The sequence below is a fragment of the Amycolatopsis sp. lyj-112 genome (assembly GCF_046549055.1).
Lineage (GTDB): Bacteria > Actinomycetota > Actinomycetes > Mycobacteriales > Pseudonocardiaceae > Amycolatopsis.
Genome location: NZ_JAJPWS010000001.1, coordinates 1,038,228 through 1,053,407, shown reverse-complemented (window position 1 = coordinate 1,053,407; position 15,180 = coordinate 1,038,228). Strand labels below are relative to the sequence as shown.

At 70.4% G+C, this 15,180-nt stretch carries 18 protein-coding genes; 12 read left to right on the top strand and 6 right to left on the bottom strand.

The window, feature by feature from the left end:
• The first annotated feature begins 6 nt into the window (after positions 1 to 6).
• Positions 7 to 429, top strand: coding sequence for a fluoride efflux transporter CrcB (gene crcB, locus ACLJRL_RS05080; protein WP_410654805.1), 423 nt, complete (start codon positions 7 to 9; stop codon positions 427 to 429).
• Positions 426 to 800, top strand: coding sequence for a fluoride efflux transporter CrcB (crcB, locus tag ACLJRL_RS05075; protein WP_410654804.1), 375 nt, complete (start codon positions 426 to 428; stop codon positions 798 to 800). Before crcB (ACLJRL_RS05080) ends, crcB (ACLJRL_RS05075) begins: the two co-directional genes overlap by 4 nt.
• A gap of 1 nt (position 801) precedes the next feature.
• Here the strand turns inward: crcB (ACLJRL_RS05075) and ACLJRL_RS05070 are convergent, their stop codons facing one another.
• Positions 802 to 1,227, bottom strand: a complete 426-nt coding sequence (locus ACLJRL_RS05070) for a MarR family winged helix-turn-helix transcriptional regulator (RefSeq protein WP_410654803.1) — start codon at positions 1,225 to 1,227, stop codon at positions 802 to 804.
• Positions 1,228 to 1,314: 87 nt separating this feature from the next.
• Here ACLJRL_RS05070 and ACLJRL_RS05065 point away from each other — a divergent pair, with 87 nt between their 5' ends.
• Entirely contained in the window at positions 1,315 to 2,391 is a 1,077-nt protein-coding gene (locus tag ACLJRL_RS05065) for an NAD(P)/FAD-dependent oxidoreductase (protein ID WP_410654802.1), read from the top strand.
• A gap of 80 nt (positions 2,392 to 2,471) precedes the next feature.
• Here ACLJRL_RS05065 and ACLJRL_RS05060 read toward each other — a convergent pair whose 3' ends face one another.
• From ACLJRL_RS05060 to ACLJRL_RS05050, 3 genes are read right to left on the bottom strand one after another with little or no spacing between them, the layout of a single operon-like run.
• The gene (locus tag ACLJRL_RS05060; protein WP_410654801.1) at positions 2,472 to 3,425 is read right to left on the bottom strand and encodes an LLM class F420-dependent oxidoreductase; all 954 of its coding nucleotides are present in this window, start codon (positions 3,423 to 3,425) and stop codon (positions 2,472 to 2,474) included.
• The gene (locus ACLJRL_RS05055) at positions 3,422 to 5,536 is read right to left on the bottom strand and encodes a prolyl oligopeptidase family serine peptidase (RefSeq protein ID WP_410654800.1); all 2,115 of its coding nucleotides are present in this window, start codon (positions 5,534 to 5,536) and stop codon (positions 3,422 to 3,424) included. Before ACLJRL_RS05055 ends, ACLJRL_RS05060 begins: the two co-directional genes overlap by 4 nt.
• 21 nt (positions 5,537 to 5,557) lie before the next feature.
• A complete protein-coding gene (locus tag ACLJRL_RS05050; protein ID WP_410654799.1) occupies positions 5,558 to 6,424 on the bottom strand; it encodes a PPK2 family polyphosphate kinase in 867 nt (288 codons plus the stop codon).
• Positions 6,425 to 6,579: 155 nt separating this feature from the next.
• On the opposite strand from ACLJRL_RS05050, the gene rocD reads away from it, so the two are divergent.
• Positions 6,580 to 7,815 carry an ornithine--oxo-acid transaminase gene (gene rocD, locus ACLJRL_RS05045; protein ID WP_410654798.1) on the top strand — a complete coding sequence of 412 codons (1,236 nt, stop codon included), beginning with the start codon at positions 6,580 to 6,582 and terminating at the stop codon, positions 7,813 to 7,815.
• A 31-nt stretch (positions 7,816 to 7,846) separates the two neighbouring features.
• Positions 7,847 to 9,211: a DUF2252 domain-containing protein gene (locus ACLJRL_RS05040; RefSeq protein ID WP_410654797.1), complete on the top strand. Its 1,365-nt coding sequence runs from the start codon at positions 7,847 to 7,849 to the stop codon at positions 9,209 to 9,211.
• A 396-nt stretch (positions 9,212 to 9,607) separates the two neighbouring features.
• On the opposite strand, the gene ACLJRL_RS05035 is transcribed toward ACLJRL_RS05040, so the two are convergent.
• Positions 9,608 to 10,492, bottom strand: a complete 885-nt coding sequence (locus tag ACLJRL_RS05035) for an FAD-dependent oxidoreductase (RefSeq protein WP_410654796.1) — start codon at positions 10,490 to 10,492, stop codon at positions 9,608 to 9,610.
• 86 nt (positions 10,493 to 10,578) lie between these two features.
• On the opposite strand from ACLJRL_RS05035, the gene ACLJRL_RS05030 reads away from it, so the two are divergent.
• Positions 10,579 to 11,190 (top strand): phosphatase PAP2 family protein, encoded by a 612-nt coding sequence (locus tag ACLJRL_RS05030; RefSeq protein ID WP_410654795.1) that lies wholly within the window; start codon positions 10,579 to 10,581, stop codon positions 11,188 to 11,190.
• Here ACLJRL_RS05030 and zapE read toward each other — a convergent pair.
• Positions 11,141 to 12,178, bottom strand: coding sequence for a cell division protein ZapE (gene zapE, locus ACLJRL_RS05025; protein WP_410654794.1), 1,038 nt, complete (start codon positions 12,176 to 12,178; stop codon positions 11,141 to 11,143). The genes ACLJRL_RS05030 and zapE overlap by 50 nt on opposite strands.
• 97 nt (positions 12,179 to 12,275) lie before the next feature.
• On the opposite strand from zapE, the gene ACLJRL_RS05020 reads away from it, so the two are divergent.
• From ACLJRL_RS05020 to ACLJRL_RS04995, 6 genes are all read left to right on the top strand, one after another.
• The gene (locus ACLJRL_RS05020) at positions 12,276 to 13,022 is read left to right on the top strand and encodes a pyrimidine reductase family protein (RefSeq protein ID WP_410654793.1); all 747 of its coding nucleotides are present in this window, start codon (positions 12,276 to 12,278) and stop codon (positions 13,020 to 13,022) included.
• A complete protein-coding gene (locus ACLJRL_RS05015) occupies positions 13,019 to 13,591 on the top strand; it encodes an RNA polymerase sigma factor (RefSeq protein ID WP_410654792.1) in 573 nt (190 codons plus the stop codon). Before ACLJRL_RS05020 ends, ACLJRL_RS05015 begins: the two co-directional genes overlap by 4 nt.
• Positions 13,591 to 14,016: a hypothetical protein gene (locus ACLJRL_RS05010; protein ID WP_410654791.1), complete on the top strand. Its 426-nt coding sequence runs from the start codon at positions 13,591 to 13,593 to the stop codon at positions 14,014 to 14,016. Before ACLJRL_RS05015 ends, ACLJRL_RS05010 begins: the two co-directional genes overlap by 1 nt.
• 156 nt (positions 14,017 to 14,172) lie before the next feature.
• The gene (locus ACLJRL_RS05005; protein ID WP_410654790.1) at positions 14,173 to 14,634 is read left to right on the top strand and encodes an Asp23/Gls24 family envelope stress response protein; all 462 of its coding nucleotides are present in this window, start codon (positions 14,173 to 14,175) and stop codon (positions 14,632 to 14,634) included.
• Positions 14,634 to 14,810: a hypothetical protein gene (locus ACLJRL_RS05000; protein WP_410654789.1), complete on the top strand. Its 177-nt coding sequence runs from the start codon at positions 14,634 to 14,636 to the stop codon at positions 14,808 to 14,810. The genes ACLJRL_RS05005 and ACLJRL_RS05000 overlap by 1 nt, the downstream gene beginning before the upstream one ends.
• Positions 14,807 to 15,172, top strand: coding sequence for an Asp23/Gls24 family envelope stress response protein (locus ACLJRL_RS04995; RefSeq protein ID WP_410654788.1), 366 nt, complete (start codon positions 14,807 to 14,809; stop codon positions 15,170 to 15,172). The genes ACLJRL_RS05000 and ACLJRL_RS04995 overlap by 4 nt, the downstream gene beginning before the upstream one ends.
• The last annotated feature ends 8 nt before the right edge of the window (positions 15,173 to 15,180 follow it).

Below are 15,180 nucleotides of genomic sequence, written 5' to 3'. Positions count from 1 at the left end.
CCACCCATGGCTGATCCGGCATCCGTCCCGCGACGGGCTCCCGCCACCCGATGGGACGTGCTCGCGGCCATCGGCGCGGGTGGCGCGCTGGGCAGCCTCGCGCGGTACGGCCTCACCGTCGCACTCCCCCATTCCCGTGGTCAGTTCGCGGTTTCCACCTTCGCCACCAACGTTTCCGGCTGCCTGCTGATCGGGATCCTGATGGCGGCGCTCACCGCCGCGGCGGATCCGCACCGGCTGCTTCGGCCGTTCCTCGGGGTCGGGATCCTCGGCGGCTACACCACGTTTTCGACCTATGCGACCGAGACGCTCGATCTGGTGACGACCGGCCATCCGTTCACTGGATTGACGTACGCGCTCGGCACGGTGCTCGCCTCACTGCTCGCGGTCTACACCGGACACGAGATCACCCGGGCGGTGCTGAAATGACCGTTCTGTTCGTCGCGCTCGGCGGCGGTCTCGGCGCGATCCTGCGCTACCTGACCGACCGGCGCGTCCAGGCGTGGCGGGATTCCGCGTTCCCGTGGGGCACGTGGGTGGTCAACATCGCGGGCTCCGCGCTCCTCGGCGTCCTCACCGGCTGGGCACTCCACGGCGGCCAGCCGGACGCGATCCGCTCGCTGCTGGCGGTCGGTTTCTGTGGCGGGCTCACGACATTCTCGACGTTCGGCTACGAAACGCTCCGGCTGTTCACCGAGGAGGCGCGGCCGCGAGCCGTCCTGAACGTCGGCCTCACCGTGGTCGCGGGGATCGGGGCCGCGACGGCCGGCCTCCTGCTCGCCGCCGTCCTCTGGCCCTGACTCAGTCTTCGGGCGCCATCCGCCACACGGCCGAAGCGATCGCGTCACGCTGCTCCGCCGGAAGATCGGACGCCATCACCTCCAGCTTCTCGACGACGCCTTCGTGAGCGGCGTTCGCGAGCCGGAGCCCTTCCTCGGTCAGCGTGATCTTCAGCGCGCGGCGGTCACCGGGTGCGGCGACACGCTCGACGAGCCCGCGCCGCTGCACGCGGTCCACCAGGCCGGTGACGCTGGACTTCTCCAGATTCAGCATCTTGCCCAGGTCGGTCATCCCGACCCCGGTGTCGCCCTGTGCCAGCACGCAGAGCAACTGCGCCTGCTGGGGCGTGAGGTCGTACGAACGGCCGACGTCGATGAAGGCGCGCTGCACCAGATGCGAGAGCCGGACCAGTGCTGTCGCGAATCCGAGGTCTTCGGCCGTGGTCATGGACGGAGTCTACTTGACGATCGTTCGGAGTACGAACTAATGTAGTTCGCAGTACCAACATTCCGTACTACGAACTAGGGGGTTCCCATGACCACGACCGTGGCCGTCATCGGCGGGGGATACGGCGGCACTTCCGTCGCCAAGGCACTGGACGCGTTCACCGACGTCGTCCTCGTCGAACCGCGCGAGGACTTCGTCCACCACGTGGCCGCGTTGCGCGGCCTCGTCGATCCCGAGTGGACGGATCGGCTCTTTTATCCCTATGACCGGCTTCTCGATCGGGGAAAGGTCGTCCGGGACCGCGCGGCGAGCGTGGACGAGAACGGCATCACGCTCGGTTCCGGTGAGCGGCTGACACCGGACTTCATCGTGCTGGCGACCGGCTCGGCGTACCCGTTCCCGGCGAAGATCGACTTCCAGGACAGTGCCGCCGCGAAGGCGAAGATCCGTGCCACGCGGGAGGAACTGGCCGGCGCGGAGAAGGTGCTGCTGCTCGGCGCGGGCCCGGTGGGGCTCGAACTGGCGGGCGAGATCAAGGCGGTGTGGCCGGACAAGGCCGTGACGATCATCGATCCGGCGGAGGGGATCCTGCCCGGATTCCCGGACGAGTTCCGCGCGGAGGTCCGCCGCCAGCTCGACGAACTGGGTGTCGAACTCCTGCTCGGCACCTCGCTGGCCGAGACGCCGGTGTCGGAACCGGGACAGGCCAAGACGTTCACCGCCTCGTTGAGTTCCGGCGGCGAGGTCACCGCCGACCTCTGGTTCCAATGCTTCGGCGGCGCGCCGCACACGGCCTACCTCGACGGCGGGCTGGCCACCGCCCGGCGACCGGACGGTCAGGTCGAGGTGACCGCCGAACTGCGGCTCCCCGGCCGGGAGCGGGTGTTCGCGCTCGGCGACATCACCGCGCTGCCGGAGGCGAAACTGGCCAAGTCTGCCGGTGACCACGCGGAGGTCGTGGTGGCGAACATCCGGGCGCTGGTCGACGGCGGTGAGCTGCGGACCTACACGCCGGGCGCGCCGATGATCTCGCTACCGCTCGGGCCGTCGGGGGGCGCGACTTACGCCGAAGAGGTGGGAATCCTGGACGCGGCGACGACTTCGGAGATCAAGGGGTCGCACATGATGGCTTCGCGGTACGAGGAGCTGTTCAACGTCGCCTGAGTGCCCCACGCGCGCTATGAAAGACTCGTTACTTGCAAAATTTGCAAGTAACGAGTCTTTCATAGCAGCCGGTGACCCAGTCAGGAGCGCGGAGCGAGACCTCGCACCTGCGCGAACGGGTCTTCACCCGTCGGCAGCAGCGCGATGATCGGCGTCGTCAGCCCGTTGTCCACATAGGACTGCACCTGCTCGCGGCAGGAGTCGAGGCTGCCGTGGACGATCAGGTCGTCGACGACCTCGTCCGGGATGACCTGGTTGGCCTTCTGCCGGTCACCCGCCGCCCACGCCGCGTGCATCGGCGCGAGCGCGTCGCCGCGGCCGAGCCAGTCGTGGAACGCCGCGTACACCGGCACGGTCAGGTAGCTCGAAATGAGCATCCGGCCGAGCCCGCGCGCGGCGGCCTTGTCCTCGGTGGGGCACACGAAGATCCGGGCGGCCAGCTCCACGTCCGGCCCGATCTCCTTGCGCACCTTGGGAACGTCGGAAGCGGCCAGCCAGTTGGTGATGGCGCCGTCGGCCTCCTTCGCGGCCAGTCGCAGCATCCCCGGCCGCAGCGCGGCGAGCATGATCGACGGCGGCGGGTCGGTGGGCCGTTCCAGCCGGAACTTGCTGATCGAGAACGTCTCGTAGTCCTCGCTGACCTTCTCCCCGGCCAGCGCGGCCCGCAGGAACCGCAAGGTGTCCCGCGACCGGGCGAACGGGGCCTCGAACTCGGCGGCGTTCCAGTTCTTCACGATCACCGGGGACGACGCCCCGATACCGAGCACGAACCGGCCGGGCGCCAGTTCCGCGACCGTCGCCGCCTGCATCGCCAGCAGGCCGGGACCGCGGGTGTACACCGGCACGATCGCGGTGCCCAGCCGCAGCTGCGGCGCCCACTGCGAGGCCAGTACCAGCGGGGTGAAGGCGTCGTTGCCCGCCGTCTCGGCCGACCACGCGTCGGTGTAGCCGAGATCGGGCAGCCGCTCGACCATCTCCTTGTGCGCCGCGAGCGGTACCCCGGTCAGCGGAATGGTGATGCCCCACCGTTTCATGCGTTCTCCTCGCTCTTCACCGCGTCACCGGTCAGCTCACGCACGATCCAGTCCACCTGCGTGCGCATCAGGTTCTCCGCGACCTCTTCGGCTTGCGGTGTCATATGGGTCGCGCCGGCCAGCGGCAGGAACACGTGCGGGCGCCCCTTGGCCAGCAGTGCCGACGACAGGCGCAACGAGTGGGCGACGAAAACGTTGTCGTCGGCCAGGCCGTGCACGATCAGCAGCGCCCGGGACAGCTCCCCCGCGCCGGCGATCAGCGAGTTGTGCTCGTAGGCCTGCGTTTCCTTCTGCGGCAGCCCGAGGTAGCGCTCGGTGTAGTGCGTGTCGTACAGCGACCAGTCGGTCACCGGTGCGCCCGCGACGCCGGCGTGGAAGACGTCGGGACGCCGCAGCACGGCGAGCGCGGACAGGTAGCCGCCGTAGGACCAGCCGCGGATCGCGACCCGGTCGGTGTCGAGTTCCGGATGCAGCGCGGCCGCGGCCTGCAGCGCGTCGACCTGGTCGGCGAGGGTGACGTCGGCGAGCTTGCCCGCGACCTCCTTCTCCCACGCCGAACCCCGGCCCGGCGTACCGCGCCCGTCGGCGACGAGGACCGCGAAACCCTGGTCCGCCAGCCACTGCGGGGTCAGGTAGGCGTTGCGGGTCTGCAGGACACGCTGGGCGTGCGGGCCGCCGTACGGGTCGAGCAGGACCGGGAGTTTGCCTTCGCTCTCCTCGTACCCGGTGGGCAGCAGCAGCGCGGCGCGCAGGCCCCGCTCCCCCAGTGTCAGCCAGGTCAGGTTCGGCACGACGTCGGGATCGACGACGTAGCAACCGATGCGCGCCAGCGTCTTCTCACCGGACACCACGGTCACCACCGGGCCGCTGCGCTCCAGGCTCCAGGACGACAGCACGGTCAGCGAAGCGTTGCCGGAGCCGACGTGCACACCGTCCTCAGTGGAGAGACGGCGGAGCTCGCCGCCTTCGGTGCGGAAGACGTGGATCTGCGTCGGGTCGGCGTCCGAAGCGCTGAACAGCACCTCGTCGCCGACGTGCAGGATCGAGCGCACCTGCAGCCCGGGCGGGGTGACCGCGACACCGTCGACGACGAGCCGGTGGTCACCGTCGGCGGCGCTCTCGCGCACCAGGCGGCCGTCCGTGGTCCACGCCGGGACACCCGCGGCGATCTCGACCCAGTGCCCGTCGGTCTCGGTGTGCAGCACCTCGACCGAACCGTCCGCCGGGTCCACCGCGTGGATCTCGAGTTTGCGCTGGTCACGCGACTGCACCGAAAGCAGCGGCTTCCCGGCAGCTGACCAGTGCACCGCGGCCAGGTACTCCCAGTCGGTCTTCGCGACGTCGACACGGGAGCCGTCGAGGCCGATGATCGCCAGTGTCACGTCGACGTTCGCCTCGCCCGCGGCCGGATACGCGACGACGTTGGCGGGCGCCTGCGGGTTGGCCGGGTCGGCGATCGTCCAGCGCGGCACGGCCGCCCGGTCGGACCGCTCGACCAGCAGGCTCCGCCCGTCCGGTGCCCACCAGTAACCCCGGGCGCGGCCCATCTCCTCGGCCGCGATGAACTCCGCGAGCCCCCAGGCGATGTCCTCGCCCGCCTCGTCGACGACCAGCTTGTCCTCGCCGGTCACCCGGTCGACCACCCGCAACCGACGGTCGCGGACATAGGCGACGCGCGTGCCGTCCGGACTGGGCCGCGGGTCGACGACCGAGCCGTCGACCAGGACGGACACCGTGCCGGTGGCCAGTTCGAGGGTGTGCAGCTTGCCCGACAACGAGAACGCGGCGACGGTGAAGGCGTCGTCGACGGCATAGCCGACCACGCCACCGCCGGTCTCCCGGCTGCGCTCGCGCCGGGCCCGCTCCTCGGCGGGCAGATCCTCTTCGCCGGGCAGCAGTTCCGCCGCGTCGACCAGCTTCGTCTCCTCGCCCGACACGATGTCGAACGACCACAGGCTGTGCCGGGAGTCGGTACCGGACTCGGTCCGCAGGAACAGGATCCGGGAGCCGTCCGGAGCGACCTTGAACTCCTTCGGCGCACCGAGGGTGAAGCGCTGGGTACGGGCCTGACGTCGGAGGAACGGAAGATCTTCGATGCTGATGTCGGTCACATCCCGCACTCTTTCAGACGCTTACGCGGGTACGCCAACTCCTTCCAGCTTCTTCAGTTCCGTCTCGGGATCGAAGTCCGTCACGGGGAACTTCGGGTCCATCTCCTCGAGGGTCTCGATCAACAGCTGAGCGACCAGCCAGTTGCGGTACCACTTGTGGTCGGCGGGCACGGCGTACCAGGGCGCCGAGGGCGTGGAGGTCTTGGCGAAGACGTCGGCGTAGGCCTTCTGGTAGTCGGCCCACTGGGCCCGGGCGTCGAGATCGGCCGGGTTGTACTTCCAGTGCTTGTCCGGGTTGTCCAGCCTCGCCTTGAGCCGCTTCAGCTGTGCGTCCGGCGAGATGTCGAGGAACACCTTCACGATCGTGGTGCCCGCGGCGGTCAGTTCCGCTTCGAAGTCGTTGATCTCGGCGTAGCGCTTGCGCCATTCCGCGGCGGGCACGAGTTTCTGCACGCGCGGGACCAGGATGTCCTCGAAGTGGGAGCGGTCGAACACGCCGACCTGCCCGGGCACGGGCAGCTGCTTGCGGACCCGCCAGAGGTAGTGGTGCCGCCGCTCGGCGGCGGTCGGCTTCTTGAACCCGGCGTACCGCACCCCCATCGGGTTGACCAGGCCGAGGACGTGCCCCACCGTGCCGCCCTTGCCGGAGGTGTCCATCCCCTGCAGCACCAGCAGGAGGCTGCGGCCGCCGCCACCGACGCCCTCCGCGTAGAGGGCCTCCTGCAGCTTCGCGAGCTTGCCCGCGGAGCCGAGGAGCTCCTGCTGCGCCTGGGGCTTCTTGTGCGGCCCGATCGGGAACGAGCCCGGATCATGCCGCGCCGTCTCGTCGGCGGAGCCCTTGCCGATCCTGAGCACGTCCCGGACGGAGGCTCGGTCCTTTTTCGCCATCCGGCGACGATAACCGCGCTCCGGGCGCCGCGCCTGCGGTAAGCGCGGGCCTTCCGCATGATTTCGCCGCCTGCACCCCTCGATACGCAACGAACAACGGGTGAAAGCAACGTTTTCCGGCTGAACTCCACGCGGGCGGCATCTAACCTGAACGCATGACGACCTTCGCCGGCCGGGACACCGCCGCCACCTCAGCCGCCGACTTCATCGCCCTCGACGAGCAGTGGAGCACACACAACTACCACCCCCTGCCGGTGGTGATCGCCACCGCCGAGGGCGCTTCGGTCACCGACGTCGAGGGCAAGACCTATCTCGACTTCCTTTCCGGGTACTCGGCGCTGAACTTCGGGCACCGCCACCCGGGCCTGATCGCCGCCGCGATCGAGCAGTTCGGCCGCGTCACGCTGACCTCGCGCGCGTTCCACCACGACCAGCTCGGGCTGTTCTGCCGTGAGCTGGCCGACCTGACCGGCACCGAGATGACGCTGCCGATGAACTCCGGCGCGGAGGCCGTCGAGTCCGCCGTGAAGATCGCCCGGAAGTGGGCTTACCAGGTCAAGGGCGTCCCCGACGGGATGGCCGAGATCGTCGTCGCCGGGTCGAACTTCCACGGCCGCACGACGACCATCGTGTCCTTCTCCACCGACGAGACCGCCCGCGCCGACTTCGGCCCGTTCACCCCGGGCTTCGTCACCGTCAAGTACGGCGACGTCGACGCGCTGCGCGACGCCATCACCGAACGCACCGCCGCCGTCCTGCTGGAGCCGGTGCAGGGCGAGGCGGGCGTGATCGTGCCGCCCGTCGGCTACTTCGCCGAAGCGCGGCGGCTGTGCGACGAGAACAACGTCCTGCTGATCGCCGACGAGATCCAGTCCGGGCTCGCGCGCACGGGCACTGTCCTCGCGCTGGACCAGGAAGGGGTCCGCGCCGACGTCTACACCCTGGGCAAGGCCCTCGGCGGCGGCATCATGCCGGTCTCGGCCGTGGTCGGTAGCCAGGCCGTGCTCGGCGTGCTGCGGCCGGGCGAACACGGGTCCACCTTCGGCGGGAACCCGGTGGCCTGCGCGATCGGGCGGGCCGTGGTCGGGCTGCTGAAGACCGGCGAGTTCCAGGAGCGCTCGCGGGAACTGGGCGCCCACCTGCACACCCGGCTGGGTGAACTCGTCGGCGACGGGCTGGCCGAGGTCCGCGGCCGCGGGCTCTGGGCGGGCATCGACATCACGCCCGGCGGGCCGACCGGCCGGGAGGCGTCCACGGCGCTGGCCGAGCGCGGGGTGCTGTGCAAGGAGACCCACGACCGCACCCTGCGGATCGCGCCGCCGCTGGTGATCAGCCGCGACGAACTCGACCGGGGCATCGACGCGATCACGGAGGTCGTCAAGACCCGGTGAACCTTTCGGGCGGCCGGTACGTTGGCTGTCCATGGGAGACGAGCGGGAGTGGGTGGAGCGGCCTCTGGTCGGCACCGAGACGGTGACGCCGGAGGACTGGTTCGCCAGGGGTAAGGCACTGCGGGACGAGGCCCCGTCGTCGGCGCACGACCACGCGGCGGCGGGACGGGACCGTCCGGACGTGGCGGAGTTCTTCGCGCGGTCCAACGAAGGGCGGCTACCGGAGCTGGTGCAACTGCGGCGCGAGCGGATGCTCGCGTCGCCGTTCACCTTCTATCGCGGCGCCGCCGGGCTGATGGCCGCGGATCTGGCGGGCACGCCGGTGTCCGGGCTGACGGCGCAGCTCTGCGGGGACGCGCACGCGGCGAACTTCGGGCTGTACGGCACGCCCGAGGGCCAGATCGTGATGGACATCAACGACTTCGACGAGTCGGTGCCCGGGCCGTGGGAGTGGGATCTCAAGCGGCTGGCGGCGAGTCTCGTGCTCGCCGGGCGTGAGGGCGGGATCGGCGAATCGGGGTGCCGCGAGGCCGCCGAGGACGCGGTGAAGTCCTACCGGCGCACGATCCGGGGACTCGCGGAACTGCCGTTCCTGCGCGCCTGGAACGCGCTGCCGAACGCGTCGGTGCTGAACAAGGTCAAGGCGCACGACCTGATCGACGACTTCGAGGAAGCGGCCGAGAAGGCGCTGAAGAACACCAGCGCCAAAGTGACCGCGAAGTGGACGAAGCGGATCGACGACCACGAAACCGGCCTGGAACACCACCGGTTCGTCGAGGATCCGCCAGTGCTCACTCACGTCGACGACGCGACCGCGGACGCGGTCATCACCGGACTCATGTCCTATGTGGACACACTGCGCGAGTCGCGGCGGACGCTGATCTCGCGGTACCGGGTGTCCGATGTGGCCTTCCGGGTGGTCGGCACCGGCAGTGTCGGGCTGCGCAGCTACGTCGCGCTGCTGCACGGCAACAGCGGTGAAGACCTTGTGCTGCAAGTGAAACAGGCCATTCCGTCGGCGCTGGCGCCTCACCTGGGCCTGGCGGCTCCGGAACACGAAGGCCGCCGGATCGTCGAAGGCGCGCGGCTCGTGCAGGCCGAGTCGGACATCCTGCTCGGCTGGACGACCATCGACGGCCTGCCCTACATCGTGCGGCAGTTCCGCAACCTCAAGGGCGACATCGATCCCGCCGAGCTGAAGAAGGATCACCTCGACGACTACGGCAGGCTCGCCGGCGCGCTGCTGGCGCGGGCGCACACGCGGTCGCTGCACCCGCAGACGCTGGCGGGGTACTTCGAGGACGACGAAGACCTCGACGAGGCCATCGGCGCCTACGCGGTCGCGTACGCCGACCAGACCGAAGCGGACCACGCCGCCTTCGCCGCCCGCGTTTAGCCGACTACTTGCGTGGGTTATCGCGTGGCGCCGGTGTCTGCAGGAGTTGTGAAAGCCACTTTCACAACGTTGAAGGTTGCGAAAGTGGCTTTCACAACACGTAACGAGCACCCACCACGCCACTTTTGCTTTACCCCTCAAGAGAACCCGAATCGCCACTCACGACCACCGCGCGGCCGAGGTCCGACAGCGGCAGGGGCAGCGGCAGGGGCACGACCCGACAATGCAAGCAGCCGACTACTTGCGTGCGTTGTCGCGTGGCGTCAGTCCGTGAAGGCCTCCTTGAGGGACTCAGAGTCCCTCAAGGAGGCCTTCACGGCGTTGATTCGCGGACCACGCGTTGGGTCGTGAGTGATCGCCACGTTCGCGTTTAGCCGACTACTCCCGTATCCGCGGTCAGCCGCCGTCGGCCAGGTCGGTGACGTCGTCCGCGCAGCCCCACGCCAGGGTGATCCCGGCGCCGCCGTGGCCGTAGCAGTGGATGACGCGCCCGTCCCGGTCCAGCCGGATTTCGGGCCGGAACGGCCGCAGCCCGACCTTGGTCCCCAGCACCGAGGCGTCGGCCAGGGCGGGCACGAGTTCCCGGCAGCGCCGCACGATGTCCGCGGCCACCCCGGGGTCCGGCACGACGTCGTCGCGTCCGGGTTCCTGTGTGCCACCGCAGACGACGTGCCGTCCGTGCGGGATCACGTGGCTCAGCACCGGCGAGGAGTCGTCGACGATCCATTCGGTGAGCCCGGGGTCGGCGACGTGCACCACCTGGCCGCCGACCGGGATCACGGTGCTGTCCCCCGCCAGCCGCGCGCCGCCGAGGCCGGCCGCGTTGACCACGAGATCGGCGTCGACGTCGTCGAGCCGCGAGACGACCCGGTATTCGGTACGCACCCCCAAAGCGGCGACGCGCTCGGCTAGCCAGTCGAGGTACACCGGGGTGTCGACGACCGCTGTCGTGAAGGTGAGCCGTCCGGGCGAGTGGTCGAGGTCGGGAATCGAGAACGCCCAAGACGGGAGCGGCGCGACACGCGAGGTGAGGAACGTTCCGCGAAGCAGGCGGACGCCCGGCGCGGCCGAGTCGCGGAACTCCGCCAGGCCGGTCGCGGTCCAGCGGTCGATCCGGTCCGAGTTCGCCGACACCGGCGGGAAGATCACGCCGCCCGCGACCGCCGAGGTCGTGTCCCCGGGTTTCGCGGCGGTGACCACCGTGACGTCGTGCCCGGCTTCGGCGAGCCGGTGCGCGCAGCTCAGTCCGACCACTCCGCCGCCGACCACCGTGATCCGCATCGTCCCCCGTTTCTCCGCATGCCGTCTCCGCATGGTGACTGATCGCCGTGTATCCCGGGCGACCGCCCTTCGCGTAATCTCGCGCCGTGAACGGACGGGAGCCGTACGGGCTGATCGCGGTGACCTGCGCGGTGATCATGGTCGTGCTGGGGATGCTGGTCTCCGGTGAAGGGCTCTCCGGCCCCGACGCCGTCGCCGATTCGTGGGTCCGGCGCACCTTCGGCGCCGACCACGACCTGCTGAACCTGCTCGTGCTGCCGACCGAGGCCTACGTCCTGATCCCGGTGGCGCTCCTTGCCGCGGGCCTGTGCCTGCTGAGCCACCACCGTCTCGAAGCGATAGTGACCGTGGCGGGCCCGCTCATCGCCATCCTCGCCAACACCTGGGTGCTCAAACCGCTCTTCGACCGCTGGAAGAACACCTGGCTCGCCTACCCGAGCGGGCACACCGTCGCGCTGGTCGCGGTGCTGACCGTGCTCGTCCTGCTCGCCCGGCCCGGGGTCGCGACGGCCGTCATCGCGATGGTCGGCGCCGTCGTGCTCGGCAGCGTCACCATCGGCATGATCGGGCTGGGCTACCACTACCTGACCGACGTCGTGGGCGGCACGCTGTTCGCCATCGCGACCGTGCTCGCCACTGGGACGTTGCTCAGGTGGTGGGCTGCACGGCGTCGCGCGCCAGCGCCGTCAGACGGCTGACCGCGCGCAGGTACTTCTTGCGGTAGCCGCCGTCCACCATCTCCTCGGTGAACAGCAGCGGCACCGGCTCGCCCGTGACGACCAGCGGGATCGCGCGGTCGTAGAGCCGGTCGGCGAAGGCGACCAGCCGCAGCCCCACGTTCTGGTCGGGAACCGGGTGGATGTCGCGCAGGTGCACGCGGCTCACACCGTCGAGAAGCCTGCCGTAGCGCGAAGGGTGCAGGCTCTCCAGGTGGTCGCACAGCGCGTCGAAATCATCCACAGTGGACTCGGGATGCGCGGCGGCGGAGGCATCGAGCTCCTCCGGGCTCGCCGGCGGCGGCGCGTCCGGGAGGCCGCGGTGCCGGTAGTCCGGGCCGTCGACGCGCGCGACGCCGAACCGGGATGACAGCGCTTGGATCTCGCGTAGGAAGTCCTCGGCGGCGAACCGGCCTTCGCCGAGTTTGTCCGGCAGGGTGTTGGAGGTCGCCGCGACGTAGACGCCCGCCGACGTCAGTTCGCGCAGCAGCCGGGTGACGAGCATGGTGTCGCCGGGGTCGTCGAGTTCGAACTCGTCGATCGCCAGGAACCGGTGTTCCGAAAGCCTCCGCACCGCTTCGGCGAACCCGAGCGCGCCGACGAGGTGGGTCAGTTCCACGAAGGTGCCGTACGCCTTGGGCGACGGCGTCTCGTGCCACGTCGAGGCGAGCAGGTGGGTCTTGCCGACGCCGAACCCGCCGTCCAGATAGAGCCCCATCGGCCCGGAAGGCGCGTCGTCCCCGCCGCCGAACAGCGCGCGCAGCTTCGACTTCGGCTTCCGGTTCGCGGCCTCCGAAACCCGCCTCGCGAACGCGCCGCAGTCGCCCACGGCCGCGGCCTGGGTCGGCTCGTCCGGGTTGGGCACGTAGGTGGAGAACCGGACCGCGTCGAACCGGGGCGGCGGGACGAGCGCGGTGATCAGCTCGTCGGCGGACAGCTCCGGACGGCGATCGATCAGGCGGGCGGGCATTCGGCGAGAGTAACGGCACCGGTGACGGCCGTTCACCCTCCCTGACCGGCGTATCCCCCGCTCAGCGGTGTCGTGCGGCGCGTGCTGGGATAGGCCCGTGCAGCTTTTGTGGCCAACGACACCGGCGGGCGCCGTCTCCGACGCCGACCTCGAACGGCTCTACGGATATCCGGAAGACCTGTCCCAGGCATGGGTCCAGGTCAACTTCGTCAGCTCCGCGGACGGGGCCGTCGCCGTCGACGAGCTGTCCGAGGGGCTTTCGCATCCCGCGGACAAACGGATCTTCCTGCTCGGCCGGTTGCTTTCCGACGTCATCCTGGTGGGTGCGGGCACTGCCCGCGCCGAGGGCTACCGCGGCGCGCGGGTCAGCCCCGAACGCGCCGCGCGCCGGGTCGCGCTCGGGCTGTCGGAGGTCCCGCCGATCGCCGTGGTGACCCGGTCCGGTGAACTCGACCCCGCGGGCCCGCTGTTCACCGACACGAAGGTGCCGCCGATCGTCCTCACCACCGAGAAGGCGCCGCGAGCCGCGCTGGAGCGCGCGGGTGCCGAGGTCCTGGTGGCCGGCGCCGACGACGTCGATCTCCCCCGCGCGCTCGAACTCCTCGGGGAACGCGGCCTGTACCGGATCGACTGCGAGGGCGGGCCGACGCTGTTCGGCGACCTGATCGCGAACGACCTCGTCGACCAGTTGTGCCTGACCGTCGCCCCGCTGCTGGCGGGTGCGGGCGCGGGCCGGATCGCCTTCGGTCGTCCCTCCCCGGAGCCGCGGCGGATGGACCTCGCGTCTTTGCTGCACGAAGACGGCTTCACGATGCTTCGCTACCGCCGCCGGGAGGGCGGGTGAGCGAGCCCGCGCCGGTTCCGGACGAGGAACTGGTGGCCCGGGCCGCCAGCGGGGACCACGGTGCCTTCGACACCTTGGTGCGGCGGCACACGGCCAAGATGTACCGGGTGGCGCTGCGGATCACCGGCAGCGCGTCCGAGGCCGAGGACGTCGTCCAGGAGGCCTGGCTCTCCGCGTGGCGCGCCCTCCCCGGGTTCCGGCACGAGGCCGCCGTGTCCACCTGGCTGTACCGGGTGGCCACCAACGGCGCGCTCAGCATGGTCCGGCGCCGGAAGCCCACGGTCCCCCTCGACGAGGGCGACGCGGGGATCGTGCCCGGCCCGGAAGGCCATGTGGTGAGCGCGGAACAGGTCGGCACCGTGCTGCGCGCGATCGCCGAACTCGACGTCGGCCAGCGGATCCCGCTGATTCTGCGAGAATTCGAGGGGCTGACCTACGAGGAGGTGGCCGAAGTCCTCGAGGTCAGTGTGCCCGCCTTGCGCGCCCGCCTGCACCGCGCGAGGGTGGCGCTGCTCGCGAAACTCCGCCGGGAAGACCTCGGCGGCGACCTCCGATCCGGGGAACGGTGATGAGCGACGATCCGCGCGACGACCCCCGGTGGGAGCAGGTGCGCGCCGCGGCGAATCGCCCGGTGCCGACGCCACCCGGGCTCGTCGAACGGGTGCTCCGTTCGGTCGGCGGCGTCCGCGGCGGGCACACCACGCCCCCGCTGGATCTGCCCTCGGCCGGGGGGAAGACCCAGGTTTCGGAACGGGCGCTGGTGCTGATGACCCGGAAGCTCGCCGCCGAAGCCGGGCGTGGGATCGGCGGGGTGCACGTCTCGGCCGTCGCGCTCGAAGGCGAAGTGCTGCAGGTGCTGGTGACGGTCCGGTTCGGCGTCGAAGCGGCGGCCGCGGATCTGCTGCGCCACCGCGTCACAGAGGCGCTGACCAGGCAGCTCGGCTCGCCGCCGCCCGCGGTGAACGTCCACGTCGTCGACGTCCACCCGGACTGAGCGTCCACAAAGGACAGACGGTCCCCCGGAACTGATTAACCCGTTCGGGGGACTGCGCGTGACGACTCGGCATGCGCGCGTGTCCGGATCGGTGAGAGCGTAGGGAACGCCGCGCGCGCAGGCCGTGCGGCGCAGGTGCGAGAAGGAGTGAACTTCATGGCTCAGCCGAGCGCGAGCAAGACCGACACCCCGGTGGCGGGCGCCGGGACCGGATCTTCCCTCAACGAGGATGGAGCCGCCGGCAAGACCACGATCTCGTCGGTGGTGGTGCAGAAGGTGGCCGGGCTGGCCACCCGTGAGGTGACCGGGATCCACGCGCTGGGCGGCGGGGTTTCGCGGGCCTTCGGCGCGATCCGCGAGCGCATCCCCGGCTCCGGCACGGTCACCACGTCCGGTGTGTCGGTCGAGGTCGGCGAGAAGCAGGCGGCGATCGACCTCGACGTGGTCGTCGAGTACGGCGCGCGCATCGTCGACGTGGCGCGGGCGGTCCGCCGCAACGTGATCGGCCAGGTCGAGCAGATCACCGGCCTCGAGGTGATCGAGGTCAACATCTCGGTCAACGACATCCACCTGCCCGACGAGAACGGCGGCGAGACCGAGACCTCGCGGGTCGAATGATGAACGGGACCCAGACCGGCCTGATCGCGGGGCTCATCCTCGGCCTCGCCGCGACGCAGAGCTTCACCGCGTTCCTGGTGACCCTGGCCGTCGGCATCATCGGCCTCGTCGTCGGCCGGGTCATCGACGGCGAACTCGACCTCGGCGACCTGTTCGGCCGGGGCCGCGACAAATGACCCTCCCTCCCGGCCCCGAAAGCCCGGACGACCGCGGCAGGCTCACCATCGCGCCCGCCGTGGTCCGCAAGGTCGCGCAGCACGCCGCGGACCAGGTCGACGGGACCACGCGGGCCGAGCGGCGGATCGCGGGGGTCGGGCTGGGCACGCACGGGGCGAGCGCGAAGGTCGGCGGCGAGGGCAACGACGTCGACCTCGTGCTCGACGTCGCGTTGAAGTACCCGGCACCGGTACGGCGGATCGTCGGCGATCTGCGCGCCCGGGTCACCGAAGAGGTCGAGCGGATCACGTCCTATCAGGTACGCGACATCTCGGTGACGGTCTCCGCGCTGCTGCCCGACATCGCACCCCGCGTCCGCTAGAAGGAGTA